13 protein-coding genes are annotated in these 15,427 nt (G+C 73.5%); 8 read left to right on the forward strand and 5 right to left on the reverse strand.

What is annotated here, in order from left to right; genetic code table 11:
- Positions 1–31: 31 nt before the first annotated feature.
- The 4 genes from DEJ51_RS08080 to DEJ51_RS08095 form a co-directional block, all read right to left on the reverse strand.
- Positions 32–1,441: a lysine N(6)-hydroxylase/L-ornithine N(5)-oxygenase family protein gene (locus tag DEJ51_RS08080; RefSeq protein WP_150256980.1), complete on the reverse strand. Its 1,410-nt coding sequence runs from the start codon at positions 1,439–1,441 to the stop codon at positions 32–34.
- A complete protein-coding gene (locus tag DEJ51_RS08085; RefSeq protein WP_150256981.1) occupies positions 1,438–2,838 on the reverse strand; it encodes a pyridoxal phosphate-dependent decarboxylase family protein in 1,401 nt (466 codons plus the stop codon). The genes DEJ51_RS08080 and DEJ51_RS08085 overlap by 4 nt, the downstream gene beginning before the upstream one ends.
- A gap of 648 nt (positions 2,839–3,486) precedes the next feature.
- Positions 3,487–6,027, reverse strand: coding sequence for an aminopeptidase N (gene pepN / locus DEJ51_RS08090; RefSeq protein WP_150256982.1), 2,541 nt, complete (start codon positions 6,025–6,027; stop codon positions 3,487–3,489).
- Positions 6,028–6,068: 41 nt separating this feature from the next.
- Positions 6,069–6,449, reverse strand: a complete 381-nt coding sequence (locus DEJ51_RS08095; RefSeq protein WP_223835705.1) for a chorismate mutase — start codon at positions 6,447–6,449, stop codon at positions 6,069–6,071.
- A 147-nt stretch (positions 6,450–6,596) separates the two neighbouring features.
- On the opposite strand from DEJ51_RS08095, the gene DEJ51_RS08100 reads away from it, so the two are divergent.
- Together DEJ51_RS08100 and DEJ51_RS08105 are read left to right on the forward strand one after the other, a co-directional pair.
- Positions 6,597–7,016, forward strand: a complete 420-nt coding sequence (locus tag DEJ51_RS08100; protein WP_150256983.1) for a hypothetical protein — start codon at positions 6,597–6,599, stop codon at positions 7,014–7,016.
- Positions 7,013–7,351: a winged helix-turn-helix domain-containing protein gene (locus tag DEJ51_RS08105; protein WP_150256984.1), complete on the forward strand. Its 339-nt coding sequence runs from the start codon at positions 7,013–7,015 to the stop codon at positions 7,349–7,351. The genes DEJ51_RS08100 and DEJ51_RS08105 overlap by 4 nt, the downstream gene beginning before the upstream one ends.
- Positions 7,352–7,795: 444 nt before the next feature.
- Here the strand turns inward: DEJ51_RS08105 and DEJ51_RS08110 are convergent, their stop codons facing one another.
- A complete protein-coding gene (locus DEJ51_RS08110) occupies positions 7,796–8,548 on the reverse strand; it encodes a serine protease (protein WP_411757387.1) in 753 nt (250 codons plus the stop codon).
- A gap of 176 nt (positions 8,549–8,724) precedes the next feature.
- Between DEJ51_RS08110 and DEJ51_RS08115 the strand changes: the two genes are divergently transcribed.
- The 6 genes from DEJ51_RS08115 to DEJ51_RS08140 all read left to right on the forward strand — a co-directional run bounded on the left by DEJ51_RS08115 (position 8,725) and on the right by DEJ51_RS08140 (position 15,412).
- Complete coding sequence (locus DEJ51_RS08115) at positions 8,725–9,624, forward strand: hypothetical protein (protein ID WP_150256986.1); 900 nt, start codon at positions 8,725–8,727, stop codon at positions 9,622–9,624.
- A gap of 110 nt (positions 9,625–9,734) precedes the next feature.
- Positions 9,735–10,424, forward strand: a complete 690-nt coding sequence (locus DEJ51_RS08120; protein WP_223835706.1) for an HAD family acid phosphatase — start codon at positions 9,735–9,737, stop codon at positions 10,422–10,424.
- A 1,264-nt stretch (positions 10,425–11,688) separates the two neighbouring features.
- Positions 11,689–12,213, forward strand: a complete 525-nt coding sequence (locus tag DEJ51_RS08125) for a flavin reductase family protein (protein ID WP_223835707.1) — start codon at positions 11,689–11,691, stop codon at positions 12,211–12,213.
- Positions 12,214–12,263: 50 nt separating this feature from the next.
- Complete coding sequence (locus DEJ51_RS08130; protein WP_223835708.1) at positions 12,264–12,638, forward strand: chorismate mutase; 375 nt, start codon at positions 12,264–12,266, stop codon at positions 12,636–12,638.
- 57 nt (positions 12,639–12,695) lie between these two features.
- Positions 12,696–14,186 (forward strand): FAD-binding oxidoreductase, encoded by a 1,491-nt coding sequence (locus DEJ51_RS08135; protein WP_150256987.1) that lies wholly within the window; start codon positions 12,696–12,698, stop codon positions 14,184–14,186.
- A gap of 44 nt (positions 14,187–14,230) precedes the next feature.
- Entirely contained in the window at positions 14,231–15,412 is a 1,182-nt protein-coding gene (locus DEJ51_RS08140) for an acyl-CoA dehydrogenase family protein (RefSeq protein ID WP_150256988.1), read from the forward strand.
- The last annotated feature ends 15 nt before the right edge of the window (positions 15,413–15,427 follow it).

The following is a 15,427-nucleotide window of genomic DNA, read 5'->3' on the forward strand; positions in this document are numbered from 1 at the left end:
TCCCGGTCGTCACCGGTCGGCGGCCGGCCCGTCAGGGGTGGTCGACGAGCGGGAGGAGTTCGCCGGCGGGGCGGGGTCGGGTGTGTTCGCGCTGGTCGAGGCCGAAGGTGGTGAAGGCGGTGCGGTCCGGCTGGGGGTAGGGCTCCTTGCCGGTGAGGGTGTTGAGGATGGCGGCGCTGCGCCAGGCGGCGAGGCCGAGGTCGGGGGCGCCGACGCCGTGGGTGTGGCGTTCGCCGTTCTGGACGAAGACGCTGCCGGTGACGGCGGGGTCGAGGACCATCCGGTAGCGGTCGTCGATGCGGGGGCGGCCGGAGGAGTCCTTGCGCAGGTACGGGTCGAGGCCTGCGAGGAGGCTGCCGAGCGGGCGCTCCTGGTAGCCGGTGGCGAGGATGACGGCGTCGGTGGTGAGGCGGGAGCGGGTGCCCTGTTCGGTGTGTTCGAGGTGGAGCTCGACTTTGGTGGTGGCGACGCGGCCGGCGGTGCGGACGCTGACTCCGGGGGTGAGGACGGTGTCGGGCCAGCCTCCGTGGAGGGTGCGGCGGTAGAGCTCGGCGTGGATCGCGGCGATGGTGTCGGCGTCGATGCCCTTGTGGAGCTGCCACTGGGCGGGGACGAGCTGGTCGCGTACGGGTTCGGGGAGGGAGTGGAAGTAGCGGGTGTAGTCGGGGGTGAAGTGTTCGAGGCCGAGCTTGGAGTACTCCATGGGGGCGAAGGAGGGGGTGCGGGCGAGCCAGGTGAGGCGTTCGCGGCCGGCGGGGCGGGCGCGCAGCAGATCGAGGAAGATCTCGGCGCCGGACTGGCCTGATCCGATGACGGTGACGTGTTCGGCGCCGAGGATGCGCCGGCGGTTGTCGAGGTAGTCGGCGGAGTGGATGACGGGGACGGTGGGGGCGTCGGCGAGGGGGCGCAGGGGTTCGGGGACGTAGGGGGCGGTGCCGATGCCGAGGGCGAGGTTGCGGGTGTGGGTGCGGCCGAGGGCTTCGGCTTCGCCGGTGGCGTCGAGCTGGGTGAAGTCGACTTCGAAGAGGTCGCGTTCGGGGTTCCAGCGGACGGCGTCGACCTGGTGGCCGAAGTGGAGTCCGGGGACGCGGCCGGCGACCCAGCGGCAGTAGGAGTCGTATTCGGCGCGGTGGATGTGGAACTGCTCGGCGAAGTAGAAGGGGAAGAGCCGTTCCTTGTGCTTGAGGTAGCTGAGGAAGCTCCAGGGGCTGGCCGGGTCGGCGAGGGTGACGAGGTCGGCGAGGAAGGGGACCTGGAGGGTGGCTCCTTCGATGAGGAGTCCGGGGTGCCAGCGGAAGTCGCGGCGCTGCTCGTAGAAGGCGGTGGCGAGTTCGCCGGCTCCTTGTCGGGGCAGGCCGTGGGCGAGGGCCGCGAGGGACAGGTTGGAGGGGCCGATCCCGATTCCGACGAGGTCGTGGGGGGCGTCGAGCTGGGCGGTCATCGGTGGGTGCTGCCTTCCAGGAGGGAGATGAGCTGGTCCAGGTCCCCCGCTGTGGTGTGCGGGTTGAGCAGGGTGGCTTTGAGCCACAGGCGGCCGTCGGCGTGGGTGCGGCCGAGGACGGCGCGGCCTTGGTGCAGGAGGGTGCGGCGCAGGGTGGCGAGGTGGTCGTCGTCGGCGTGGGTGGGCCGGAAGAGGACGGTGGTGAGGGTGGGGGGTGCGTGGAGTTCGAAGCCGGGGTGGGCGTCGAGGAGTCGGGCGAGGTGGTGGGCGGTGTCGATGGTGCGGTCGATGAGTGCGGCGAGGCCGTCGCGGCCGAGGGCGCGGAGGGTGGTGGCGATCTTGAGGGCGTCGGGGCGGCGGGTGGTGCGCAGGGAGCGGCCGAGGAGGTCGGGCAGGCCGGCTTCGGTGTCGTCGGTGGCGTTGAGGTAGTCGGCCTGGTGGGCGAGGGGTGCGAGGAGGGTGGTGTCGGGGACGGCGAGGAGGCCTGCGGCGACGGGCTGCCAGCCGAGTTTGTGCAGGTCGATGGTGAGGGAGTGGGCGCGGGCCAGTCCGGCGAGCTTGTCGCGGTGGCGGGGGCTGAGGGTGAGGAGGCCGCCGTAGGCGGCGTCGATGTGGAGGTCGGCGCCGTGGCGGTCGCAGAGGTCGGCGATGTGGGTCAGGGGGTCGATGAGTCCGGCGTCGGTGGTGCCGGCGGTGGCGGTGACGAGGGTGGGGCCGGGGGTGGCGGCGAGGGCTTCGGCGAGGCGGGCGGGGTCGAGTACGCCGGTGGGAGTGGGGAGTTCGGTGGCCGGGGGCAGGCCGAGGAGCCAGGCGGCGCGGGGGACGGAGTGGTGGGCGTTGGCTCCGTGGAGGACGGTGAGGGCGGGGCCGTGGCGTTCGCGGGCGAGGAGGACGGCGAGTTGGTTGGCTTCGGTGCCGCCGGTGGTGACGAGGGCGTCGGGGTGGGGGGTGTCGTAGAACTCGGCGGCGAGGGTGCGGGTGAGGAGTGCTTCGATGGCGGAGGCGGCGGGGGCCTGGTCCCAGGAGTCGAGGGAGGGGTTCAGGGCGCCGGCGGCGAGGTCGGCGGCGGCTGCGACGGCGAGCGGCGGGCAGTGCAGGTGGGCTGCGCAGAGGGGGTCGGCGGGGTCGGCGGCGCCGGCGGCGAGGGTGTGTACGAGGGTGCGGAGGGCCTCGTGGGCGCCGGTGCCGTGGGCGGGGAGTACGCCGGGGTCGCCGAGGGCGGCGTGGACACGGGCGGTGACGGTGTCGGGGCCGCCGGCGGGGAGGGGGCCGGCGCGGTCGTGGGCGCCGGTGGTGAGGGCGTCGAGGACGGTGTCGAGGAGGGGGCGCAGGGCGGTGGGGCCGTGGGGGCCGCCGGCGAGTGGGGGCGGTGTGCGTGTGCCGGGCTGCGCGGTCATCGGGTCCTCCGGGGCTGGCCGGGTGCGCTGGGAGGCACCCGGCCTGTACAACGATCAGACCCGAATGGGGTAACCGCCGGGGTTTGTCCGACATTCACGCGTGCCGCCGTTGGCCGCAGGCCGGGACCGGAGCCGGAGGCCGAGGCCCGGGGCCGGGCGGAACGCCGAGACCGGCCCGTGCGCCCAGCACGCAGCCGGGACCCGCCCGAGGGCCGAAAGCAGGGCCGGAGGCCGGGCGGTACGCCAGACGCCGGGCGGCACGCCGGACACGACGCCGGGGCCAGCCCGTACGCGAGGCAGCAAGCCGGAGGCTGGGACTGGGGGCCGAAAGCCAGGGCCGGGGGCAGAGGCCCACCCAGGGCCGGGGTCGCAGGCCCGCCCAGGCCCGACCGGGGCCAGGGCCGGAGGCCACAGGGCCACAGGCCCGGCCGGAGCCAGCGCCACAGGCCCGGCCGGAGCCACAGGGCCGCAGGCCCGGGCGGGGACGCATGGTCGGGGGCCCGGTCCCGGGAACGGGCCGGGGCCGGGGCCGCAGGCCCGACTGGAGCGGGGGCCGCAGGCCCGGCCGGGGCCGCAGGCCCGCCCAGGGCCGGGGACGCAGGTCCCGGCCGAGGCCGGGGGCCTCAGGACCGGGACCGGCGTTCTTGCTTAGCTTCCCGCAGGGGGTTGGCGGACCTTGAGGGCGCGGGCGAGGTCGTCGAGCTGGTCGACGAGTTTGCGGCGCAGGAGGGGGAGGATGTCCGGGTCCGCGAGGCAGGTCCGGCCTGCCTGGAGGTTGGATTCGTCGATGGCGTGGGCGGGGAACGCCCAGCGGCCGGCGGCCTCGCCGATGGCCGGGCCGCGGCGGGCGCCGAGGGCGACGGCCTCGGGGTAGTAGCGGGTGACGTACGGCGCGAGCAGTTCGGCCTGTTCGGGCTGCCAGAAGCCCTGCGCGGTGGCGCTGAAGAGGTAGTTGGAGAGGCTGTCGTCGTGGAAGAGGCGGTCCCAGGCGGCGGCCTTGGCTTCGGCGGTGGGGAGGGCGGCGCGGCAGCGGGCGGCGCCTTCCTGGCCGGTGGCGCTGGTGTCGGCGGCGAGGGCGGCGTCGATCTCGGCCTCCCCGACGGCGCCGAGGACGGCGAGGCGGCCGAGGATGCGCCAGCGCAGTTCGGGGTCGAGCGCGGGGCCGCCGGGGACGGTGTCGTCGGTGAGCCAGGCGGTGATGGTGTCGGGCTGGGTGGCGCTGTCGACGAGGGTGCGTACGGCGGTCAGCCGCATGCCGGGTTCGGAGCCGTCCTCGGTGCGCCGGAGCAGGTCGCGGGCGATGGTGGTGAGGGTGGCGAGGGCGGCGGCCTGGTCTTCGGGGGCGAGGTAGCGCACGGCGACCTGGGTGCGGGCGAAGGCGAGGACGCCCTGGACGATGGCGAGGTCGTCCTCCGCGGGCAGGTGGGCGGCGGCGGTGGCGAGGTAGTCGTGGGGGTCGAGTTCGCCGTCGCGGACCATGTCGCGCAGGGCGTTCCAGACGACGGCGCGGGTGAGGGCGTCGGGGATGCCGGAGAGGCTGCGCAGGACCGTTTCGACGGAGGTTCCGTCGAGCCGGACCTTGGCGTAGGTGAGGTCGACGTCGTTGAGGACGAGGAGTGCGGGGCGGGTTCCGGCCGCCGAGATGATCTCGTCGGAGGGGATGTCGAGGTCGAGGAGTTCGCGCAGTTCGAGGAAGCGGTCGTCGGCGGGGTCGCGGTCGTAGACGCCCACGGCGATGTGGTGGGGGCGGCTGCCGCGGCGGTCGACGGTGAGGGTCCAGCCCGCGGGGGTGTCGGGGCGGCCCTCGGATTCCTCGATGCGGGGGGTGAGGGTGTCGATGCCGGTGGTGCGCAGCCAGATGTCGGCCCAGGCGCGGACGTCGCGTTCGGTGTGGGCGGCGAGGGAGTCGATGAAGTCGGCGAGGGAGGCGTTGGCGAACTTGTGGCGGGCGAAGTGGGTGTTGATGCCGGCCAGGAAGTCCTTCTCGCCGAGCCAGGCGACGAGTTGGCGCAGGGCCGAGGCGCCCTTGGCGTAGGAGATGCCGTCGAAGTTGAGGAGGGCGGAGGCGGTGTCGGGGACGTCGTCGGGGGTGGGGGCGACGGGGTGGGTGGAGGGGCGCTGGTCGGCGTCGTAGCCCCAGGGTTTGCGGGTGACGCCGAAGTCGGTCCAGGTGTCGGTGAAGCGGGTGGCTTCGGTGAGGGTCTGGTAGCCCATGTATTCGGCGAAGGATTCGTTGAGCCAGATGTCGTCGAACCAGGCGAGGGTGACGAGGTCGCCGAACCACATGTGGGCCATCTCGTGGGCGATGACCATGGCGCGGGACTGGCGTTCGGTGTCGGTGACGGCGGAGCGGAAGATGAACTCGTCGCGGAAGGTGACGAGTCCGGGGTTCTCCATGGCGCCGGCGTTGAACTCGGGTACGAAGGCCTGGTCGTAGGAGTCGAAGGGGTAGGGCTCGGTGAACTTCTCCTGGTACCGGTCGAAGCAGTCCTTGGTGATGGAGAGGATTTCCTCGGCGTCGACGTCCATGTGGGGCGCGAGGGACTGGCGGCAGTGGATGCCGAAGGGCAGTCCGGCGTGTTCGGTGCGGATGCTGTGCCAGGGGCCGGCGGCGACGGCGGCGAGGTAGGTGGAGATGAGGGGGGTGGGGGCGGACTGCCAGATGGCGGCGCCGCTGCCGTCGGGGGCGGCGGCGGTGCGGGTGGTGATGCCGTTGGCGAGGACGGTCCAGTGGGCCGGGGCGGTGACGGTGAATTCGAAGACGGCCTTGAGGTCGGGCTGGTCGAAGGCCGGGAAGACCCGCTGGACGTCGTCCAGGAACATCTGGCTGTAGACGTACGTCTGGCCGTCGGCGGGGTCGGTGAAGCGGTGCAGGCCCTCGCCGGTGCGGGAGTAGCGCATGCGGGTGTCGAGGTGCAGCTCGTGGGGGCCTTCGGTGAGGCCGGTGAGCGGGAGGCGGTCGTCGGCGAGGGTGGCCGGGTCGAGGGGGGTGCCGTCGAGGGTGGCCGAGCGCAGTTCGACGGGCTTCAGCTCGATGAAGGTGTCTGTGGCGGTGCGGGCGGTGAACCGGACGACGGTGATGGAGTCGAAGGTCTCGTCGTCGCCGGTGAGGTCGAGGGTCACGGCGTAGTGCTGGACGTCGAGGACCTGGGCTCGGAGCTGCGCTTCGTTGCGCGTGAGTGCGGACATGGGGCCCATGCTGCCGCAGGGGGCGGCCGGACCCCGAGCTTCTACTCTTCGCCCGCAGCGATCGTCTCGTGGTGGCGGATGACCTCGGCGATGATGAAGTTGAGGAGCTTCTCGGCGAAGGCGGGGTCGAGTTTGGCGTTCTCGGCGAGCTGGCGCAGGCGGGCGATCTGGCTGGCTTCGCGGCCCGGGTCGGCGGGGGGCAGCTGGTGCCTGGCCTTGAGGTGGCCGACCTGCTGGGTGCACTTGAAGCGTTCGGCGAGCATGTGGACGACGGCGGCGTCGATGTTGTCGATGCTGTCGCGGAGGCGGGCGAGTTCGGCGGTGACGCTCTCGTCGATGCCTGCGGCGTCGTCGGCCGCGCCCGTGCCGGCTCCGGTTCCCGTGCCGGTTCCGGCGCCGTTGTCGAGGTCGCTGATGTTCATGGTTCCCGAGAATACGTGGCGGCGGCCGTCGGTTCCTCGGGCAGTCGGCCTGTGAGACGGCCACCCGACACTTGCCAGAGTGGAAAGTACTCGCCATAGTGGAAATCGACAGGGGCGGTCGTCCGTGTGTGCGAGCGAGGGGGAACCATGCAGGATGCGGCGAAGGCGGTCGGGGCGCTGGGGCAGGCAGCCGGTCTGGAGCGGGCGGCGCGGCTGCGCAGCGGCTGGTACGCGCGCTATCTGTGGGTGTTCGCGGCCGGGCAGCTGGTGCTCGTGCCGATGGCCGTGATGTGGCACGGGCCGGTCTCGGCGGTGACCTTCGCGGTGACCAACGCACTGCTGGTGACCGGGCTGAGCGTGTACGCGATGCGGCAGCGCGTGATGCGGCGGGGGTTCGGCGTGAAGCACGGGGTGATGATGGCGACCTGGACGACGGCGTTCTCCCTGTCGATCACGGTCGGCACGGAGGCGTTCGGTCACGGCGCGGCGTTCGCCGCGGCGGCCGCGCTGGCGTGTGCGCTGCCGCCGGCCGTCGGCGCCTGGACCGAGATGCGGAGTGCGGCATGACAGACGAACCGGCTGTGGACGCGGGGGCGGAGGCGAAGCGGAGCGGGCATCCGCGGCACGACCTCGCGCCGCTGCTGAACGCGCCCGTACGGCTGTCGGTGGTGGCGGCGCTGGCTCCGCTGGACAAGGCCGATTTCGGTTTCGTACGGGACCTGGTCGAGGTCTCGGACTCGGTGCTGTCCAAGCAGGTCGCGGCGCTGGAGGAGGCGGGCTGGGTGCAGGTCACCAAGGGCCGGGTGGGCCGCCGCCCGCGCACCTGGGTCTCGCTGACCGGCGAGGGCCGGGCGGTCTACCAGCGGCATCTGGCCGCGCTGCGGGCCATCGCGCTGGGCTGAGGGGGTCGGCCGCGCCCTGTCCTCGCGGGGGCGGTACGGGGGGCGGTACGGGGGGCGGTACGGGGGCTCTGCGGGTACGGGCGAACGGGCGCGAGCCGGCTTCGCCGAAGCTCCCCGGGACTCCGCCCCGGCCCCCGGACCCTGCGCCTCAGACCCCGGCGGGGCTGAATCCCGTCCCCGCGCCCCGAGCGTCGGCGGGGCCGGATGTCCCAGGGCTTCAACCCGGGCGGTCGGGGCCGCGTCTTCCCTGGCGTGGCGGGGGCACCGCCACGCGCCGTGTGGACGTGGGCGCAGGGGGCCGGGCCGGAGGTGGTGACGATGCGCGGTGGGTCGGGGCCGTCGGGTCCGGGCACGAGGGCCGGCCCGCACCCGCGCGCAGAGGTGGCCCGCCCCTCCGGCCGGTGCGTGACCGGCCGGAAGGGCGGGCGGGAGGTACCGGCGGAGCTACATGCCGGCCGCGGCGCTCTTGATCGCGGCGGCGAAGGTGGAGACCTCGGAGTAGACACCGGGGTAGTTCGGCCGGGCGCAGCCTTCGCCCCAGCTGACGATGCCGACCTGGATCCAGGCGTTGTTGTTGTCGCGGCGGAACATCGGGCCGCCGGAGTCGCCCTGGCAGGTGTCGACGCCGCCCTGGGGCAGGCCGGCGCAGATCTCCTCGCTGGGGACGAGGTCGTTGCCGTAGGCGGCCTTGCAGGTGGCGTCGGAGACGAACGGCACGGTGGCCTTCATCAGGTAGCGCTGCTGGCCGCCGCCCTCGCGGGTGGCGCCCCAGCCCGCGACGGTGAAGGTGCCGCTGTCGTAGGCCTTGGTGTCGGCGATCTTGAGGGTGGGCAGGTTGATGGGCTTGGCGAGCTTGATGAGGGCCCAGTCCTTGCCCTTGCCGTTGTAGCCGGGGGCCTGGAGGACCTTGGTGGACTTGACCTTGATGGCGCTGGAGCTGTTGAGGTCGACGACTCCGGCGGTGGCGGTGATGGAGGTGTTGTTGCCGGAGCCGCTCACACAGTGGGCGGCGGTGAGGACGATCTGCTGGGTGTAGAGGGCGCCGCCACAGCCCATGGAGAGGCGCACCATGAAGGGAAACTCGCCCTGGGCGGCGCGGGTGCCGCCGACCACGGGGGCCGGACCGGCGCTGGCGGTGCCGGGCTGGAGGCTGACGGCGGCGAGGGCGACCGCGCCGACGGCGAGGGTGCGCTTCATGAACTGCACAAGGGTGGTCACAGTCAACACACTGCCTTTCGTGGGGGGTTGGGCCGTGCGTGTGCGTCATCGGGTGAATGACGGGTCCATGACACAGCAGGCGTGTGGTGGACATCAAGAAGGCAATTTCGGCCAACTCCCGCCACGACGGCAGGGATTGCTGTAAGGAGGGCCCGGTGACGGAGAACAGGGGGTCGGGCAGCCCCGTCGAGCACGGATTTCCGCATCTGGCGACCGTGCGCGCCTCGATCACCGCACTCTTCCGCCGGCTGTCGGCCGACGGGATCCGCGCCTACGGCACGAGCTTCACCCCCGCCGACGCCGCCTTCGGCGCCGCCGACGACCTCCATCTGGGCGCACAGCGGGTGGCCGCCGCGACGGTGCGCGCCCTGCGGCTGCCCGACGCGCGCATGGTGGTCTCCTTCCGGGCGATGGAGCAGGCCGCCACCGTGGAACTGACCTCGGGTCCGGAGTACTTCGTCGAGGTCAACGACCGCTTCCGCACCCACCGCCGCGATCTGGCGGCCGCCCTCGCGCACGAGGTGGCCCACGTCCTGCTGCACCGCCTGGACCTGCGCTTCCCCGGTACCACGGAGAACGAGATCCTCACCGACACCGCGGCCGCGTACCTGGGGGCGGGCTGGCTGCTTCTGGATGCCTACCGCGAGGACGCGCTGACCCACCAGAGATTCGGCTACCTCACCCCCGAGGAGTTCGGCTACGTCCTCGCCAAGCGCGCGGCCCTGTTCGGCGAGGACCCCGCCCCCTGGTTCACCAGCCCCCAGGCGTACGAGGCCTACGTGCGCGGGCGCGCCCTGGCCGAGCGCGACCACCGCCGGGCTCCACTGACGGCCGCCGGGCCGCTGGCGCGGAGGCGGTACGCGAAGGCGCGGCGAGCCGGGGCCCGCGGTCCCGCGGACGGCTCGGCGTACCGGTTCGAACAGCCGGGCGCCGGTGCCGGGTTGCGGGTGAGCTTCCCGTGCCCGGTGTGTGCGCAGCGGCTGCGGGTGCCGGTGAGCGGGCGGCTGCGGGCCCGGTGCGGGCTGTGCCACACCGTCCTCGACTGCACCACGTAGATCATTCACCACGCGGCCACGAAAAGTTTCCTACCGGCCAGTAGACATGGGTGGGATTCTCGCCAACTCTGGTCACGTACATGCCAATACGTGACCGAGGAGCGCCCCCCATGCGCAGCACCCGCCGCACCCGTATGCCCCGTACCGCCGCCGTCGGGGTGGCCGCAGCCGCCGCCGTCCTGACGCTGGTTCCGGCCACCGCCGCGCACGCCGCGCCCGTCCCGGCGCCCGCGCCCGTGTCCGCTCCCGCGGCGGCCGCCCCGGCCGCCTCCGCGCCCGGCGGCAACGCCGCGATCCTCGGCATCGACTACGCCACCTGGCAGCGGGACGTCGCCGCCGTGATCGACGCCGCCCGGCCCGCGATCGAGGCGCGCATCGCGGCCTCGCCGGCCGGCGAGAAGCCCGCCCTGGTCCTCGACATCGACAACACCTCGCTGGAGACGGACTTCCACTGGTTCTGGACCTTCCCGACCCCGGCGATCGCCAAGGTCCGCGCGCTGACCCAGTACGCTCACGCGCGCGGTGTCGCGGTCTTCTTCGTCACCGCCCGGCCCGGGATCATCCACTCCCTCACCGAGCGCAACCTCAAGGCCGTGGGCTACCCGGTGTCGGGGCTCTACGTCCGTGACCTGCCCGACCTGTTCGAGGAGGTCAGCGCCTACAAGACGGGCAAGCGGGCGGAGATCGAGGCGCGCGGCTACACGATCATCGCCAACATCGGCAACAGCCCGACCGACCTCGTCGGCGGTCACGCGGAGCGCACCGTCAAGCTGCCGGACTACGGCGGCAAGCTCTCCTGACCCGAGCCCTGCGGGGCGGGGCCCCGGGGGCGACGGGCCGTGCGAGCCCGCCGCCCCCGGGGCCCCTTGCTGTCGTCAGAGCCCTGGCGATCGGCCCGGGACACGGGGTGCGGGTTCCCTGCGGCCGGACACCCGCGATCGGCGACGCGAGCCTCGCCTGCGGCGGCCCGGGGCGGGGAACGCGGGCCAGGAGCCCGCGTCCGGCGGTCCCGGAACAGGAAGAGGACAACATGATGGGCCGGTTGCGGTTCAGCGGGTGGATGTAGCGGGTAGTCATAGGACATCGCACCGATGAAGACTCGGGCCCGACCCCTCGCCAGGGGGCCGGGCCCGCTTTCGTGCCGCGCCGTTCCAGCCTTTGCGGGCGGATCCGCGCGGCCCGCTCCGTCGGGGCCCTGACTGCGGGACGGAGCCCTCTCCCCCGCCCGGCGGACCGCCGCCTCGGCAGTGTCCCCGGACGGGCTCGACGGCGGTCGGCGGCTGTCGGCGGCCTCGGACGCGCCCGGCCGGCCGCCCCCACCCGCCCCGGAAAGCGCCGCCCCGACGGCCGCGGGGGCGGCTCCGCACCGGTCGGAGCGCTCGTGGACGACCTTGCCGGCGAGCGCGCGGGCCGCGGCCCTCCCCACGACACAGCCGGCGGAGACGGCGTCCGCGCGCGAGATCCGCAAGCAGGCGATGCGGCGGTCGGTCAACTCCCGCGCGTGAAACACCCGTTCGGTGGCGTCCAGGTGGTCAGCCCCGGCGCGTCCCCGCCGGGTGGTTCCACTCCGAGGACGAGCCCACGGAGGCGGTGGCCGTGGTCGGGCTCGCCAACTCCCCCTGCCCCGCGCACGGGGACGGCAGCCCGGCCCCCGCCCCGCCTCGGCGACGCCCTCGGCGCAGCGGCTGCCGACGCCCGGGAGCCGTCTCCCCTACGTGCCCTCCCCACCCCGCGCGTCGGCGCCTTCACACCCGCCCCGTCAGGGGCCGCCGCGCCGGGGCCCGTCCGCCGCCATGCCGCGCGCGACCCCGACGACCTCGCGTCGGGGTCGACGCCACCGCCACCACCGCAGGCGCCGGTCACCCGGCACGCGCCCCACGGCCGTGCCCCCTGGGCGGGAAAGGCCGCCGCGGCTCCAGCGGGAGCCGCCATCCCCCGTTAACTCCATGGTCCAACAGTCATTTCGATTGCGTTAAATGCCATCAGTAGGCCTCTGACCTGGCTTTCGATCGTTACTAAACTCTGTTAAGTTTTCTTCTGCCGATAACTCCTGAGGAGGGGGAAATGGCCACAACTCTGGGCCCTGCCATGCCCGTACGGGACGATCTCCGGTCGGTGATGCGCCTGTTCCCGACCGGCGTCACCGTGCTGTCGTCGGGACAGGGCGCGCACGCCGCGGCGATGACCGCCAACTCGTTCGTCTCCATCTCGCTCGAACCACCCCGCGTCCTCGTCTCCGTCATGAAGTCCTCCCGGACCTACCCGGCGATCGACACGACCGGGGAGTTCCAGGTCCATCTGCTCTCCGACCGACAGGGCGACCTGGCGCGGCTGTTCGCCTCCCGCGACAAGCCGTTCGGGCGGGAGCTGGACGCGCACTTCACCACCGAGGGCGACGGCGTGGAAGCCCGCCCGTACCTGCCCGGCGCCCTGGCCTCCCTCGGCTGCCGGATCGAGGAGCGGTTCCCCGGCGGGGACCACACGCTCTTCCTCGGGCGCGTCGAACACGTGCGCCCCGGCGAGGACACCGCGGGGGCGCTGCTGTTCCACCGGGGCCGGCTGACCTCCGCCCCGGCGGGCGCGGAGTGAGCCCCGGAGCCACGGCCGGGCCACCGCCACCGCCACCGCCACCGCCACCCGTGGCAACCGCAGACGGCGTGCCGTCCGTACGGGCCGTGCGCGGCGCGACCACGGTGGCCGAGGACACCCCCCGGCACATCGCCGCCGCCACCCGCGCGCTCGTCGCCGAACTCCTGGTCCGCAACGGCCTGGAGCGCGAGGCCGTGATCAGCCTGCTGTTCACCTGCAGCCCGGACCTCACCAGTGACACCCCGGCCCTCGCGCTGCGCGAGGAGGGCTGGGAGGTGCCCGCGCTGTGCGCGGCCGACACCGCCTGGGCCGGCGCCCCGGGCCGCACCGTACGCGTCCTGGCCCACGTCACCTCGTTCGGCCCGCTCGCACCCGTCTACCTCGGTGACTCCGCGCCCACCCGTCCCGCGCAGTCCCCCGCGTAGTCAGCACCACCAGTCGTCCACCTCACCGACCACCCACATCACGATCGAGGTCGAGGCATGCAAGACCCGTCCCTGTACCCGGATCTCAAGGCCGTACTGGAAGAACTCCAGCAGGCCCTCGGCGCGGAGCGCGTACGGCACGACGCCGCCGCACCGCTGCCGCCGGACCCCAACGTCTCCGCGTTCGCCCCGCGCGACACCCGTGCCGTCCTGCGGCCCGGTTCGGTCGCCGACGTACGCGCCCTGGCCGGCGCCTTCCACCAGGCCAAGGCCGCCGGCGCCGGACTCCCCGGCCTGCAGCCCGTCTCCACCGGCCGCAACTGGGGGCTCGGCTCGAAGGAGCCGGCGGCCGGTCCCGTCGTACGCGTCGAACTGGACGGGCTCGACGCCCTGCGCGCCCTCGACACCGAGGCGGGCTACGCGGTCGTCGAGCCGGGCGTCACCCAGAAGGAACTCTCCGAACTGCTGGCCGGTACGGACCGGATGCTGAACGTCACCGCGTCCTCGGGCCACACCAGCGTCCTGGGCAACACCGTGGACCGCGGGGTGGGCCTGCGCCACCAGCGCACGCAGGACCTGCTCGGCCTGGAGGTCGTCCTGCCCGACGGTGCGATCGCCCACATCGGCTGGTGGCCCGGCGACGGCGTGCACGGCAAGGGCGACGGTTTCAACCCGCTCGGGCTCGGCCCCAGCCTGCTGCACCTGTTCACCCAGTCCGACCTCGGCATCGTCACCGCCGCCGTGGTCCGGCTGCTGCCACGCCCGCGCCGGCAGAGCACCGTCCGCGCGGGATTCCACCGCGAGACGCTGCACCAGGCCGTGGACGCGCTGCGCACCTGGAAGGCGAACGGCCTGATCGCGGGCGTGATCAAGGTGTACGACACCGCTTCGACGGCCACGTACGGCGGCGGGGACACCGCCGGCGGCTACGTCGCCCACCTGAGCGTGGAGGGCACCGAGCGCTCGGCCGCCGCCCTCAAGTCGGCCCTGCTGGCCGAGATGGCCGAGACGGGCCTGTTCACCTCGGTCAGCTCCAGCGACGAGGAGGCGCCCGCCGACGAGGACGTCGTCGCCCACGTGGTGCACGCGGCCTACCGCGGCTCGGTCGCGCACAACGAGCGGATGCTCGCCTCGGCCACCGGCGCGGCCGCCGAGCGCGTGGACGCCGACGGCAACGGCTGGCTGTTCTTCCTGCCGTTCCTGCCCTTCGACGGCGCCTCGGTGGTCCGGGCCCTGGACATCCTCGACCGCATCCACCTGGCGACCGGCATCCGGCCCGGGTCCACCGTCAACGCGCTCGACGCCGACGTCATCGACCTCGTCGTGTCCTTCCCCTTCGACCGCGCGACGCAGACCGAGGCCGCCCACCGGGCGCTGGACCTCGCCCACCTCTGGTTCGGCGAGGCGGGGCTGCGCCCCTACCGCCTCGACTCCGGCCACGCGCGCGCCGTCACCGGTACGGCCGGCGGCGCCGAGGCCGCCCTGCAGCGCGCGCTGCGCGAGGCCGTCGACCCGTACGGGGTCATGGCCGCCGGCCGCTACGCATGACCGCCGCCCCGTCCCACCCGCCCCGCACCCCTGATGAGAACGTGATGACGACGACGCTGCCGTACGTACCCGACACCGCCGAGGCGATCCTGGACCGCGCCCGTGCGCTGGTGCCCGTCCTGCGGGAGAACTCCCCGCGCATCGAGGCCGCACGCCGGCTGCCCGAGGACATCGTCGAACTGCTCCGCGGGGCCGGTGTGTTCCGCGCCGCGATGCCCAGGACGTGGGGCGGCCCGGAGCTCACCTCGATGCAGCAGGCCGAGCTCCTGGAGATCCTCTCCGCCGGCGACGTCTCCGTCGGCTGGTGCGCGATGATCGGCATGGACTCCGGCATCTACTCCGGCTACCTCGACGACGAGGTCGCCCGCGGCATGTGGCCCACCCTCGACATGGCCAACTCCGGCTGGATCTACCCGCAGGGCAAGGCCGTCCGGGTGCCCGGCGGTTTCCGGGTCACCGGCCGCTGGAAGTTCGGCTCCGGCTCCTCGCACTGCGACTGGCTGGGTGCCGGCGTCCACGTCTTCGGCGAGGACGGCGAGCCGGAGACCGACCCGGTGACCGGTGCCGCACGCCACTGGCGGGTGATGATCGCCCGCCCCGGCGACTACGAGTTCCACGACACCTGGCACACCACCGGTCTGGCCGGCTCCGGCTCGCAGGACTACTCCTGCACCGGCCTGTTCGTGCCCGAGGAGCGTTCCTTCTCCTTCGCCGAGCCCAGGCGGACCGGCCCGCTGCACGCCACGCCGGACGCCATCCTGCGCAAGATGCCGGGCATCCCGCTCGGCATGGCGCGTGCCGCACTGGACCACGTGCGCGAACTGGCCGCCGGGCGGACCGACCGCGAGACGGGCACCCCCTGGCGCGAGGACCACCGGATCCAGTCGGCGATCGCCCGCCTGGAGGGGGAGCTGATCGCCGCCCGTGCCGGTGTCTACAGCACCCTGCAGGTGCAGTGGGACGCGCTCGCCGCCGGCGACGTCCTGGGCGACGACGCCCGCGTGGCCACCGCGATCGCCCGGCGCCACGCCTTCCGCACGGCCCGCTCCATCGTCCACGAGCTCTTCGACCTCGTCGGTGGATCGTCCGTCTACAAGCCCAATCCGCTGGACCGGTGGCTGCGCGACGCCAACACCATGTGCCAGCACGCCGTCGCCCAGGACTCGGTGCTGCAGCTCACCGGCAACGTGCTGCTGGGCGGCTCCTCCACCTCCCCGTTCTTCTAGAAACAGAGATGAGAG

It is taken from the genome of Streptomyces venezuelae (assembly GCF_008642275.1).
GTDB lineage: Bacteria > Actinomycetota > Actinomycetes > Streptomycetales > Streptomycetaceae > Streptomyces > Streptomyces venezuelae_E.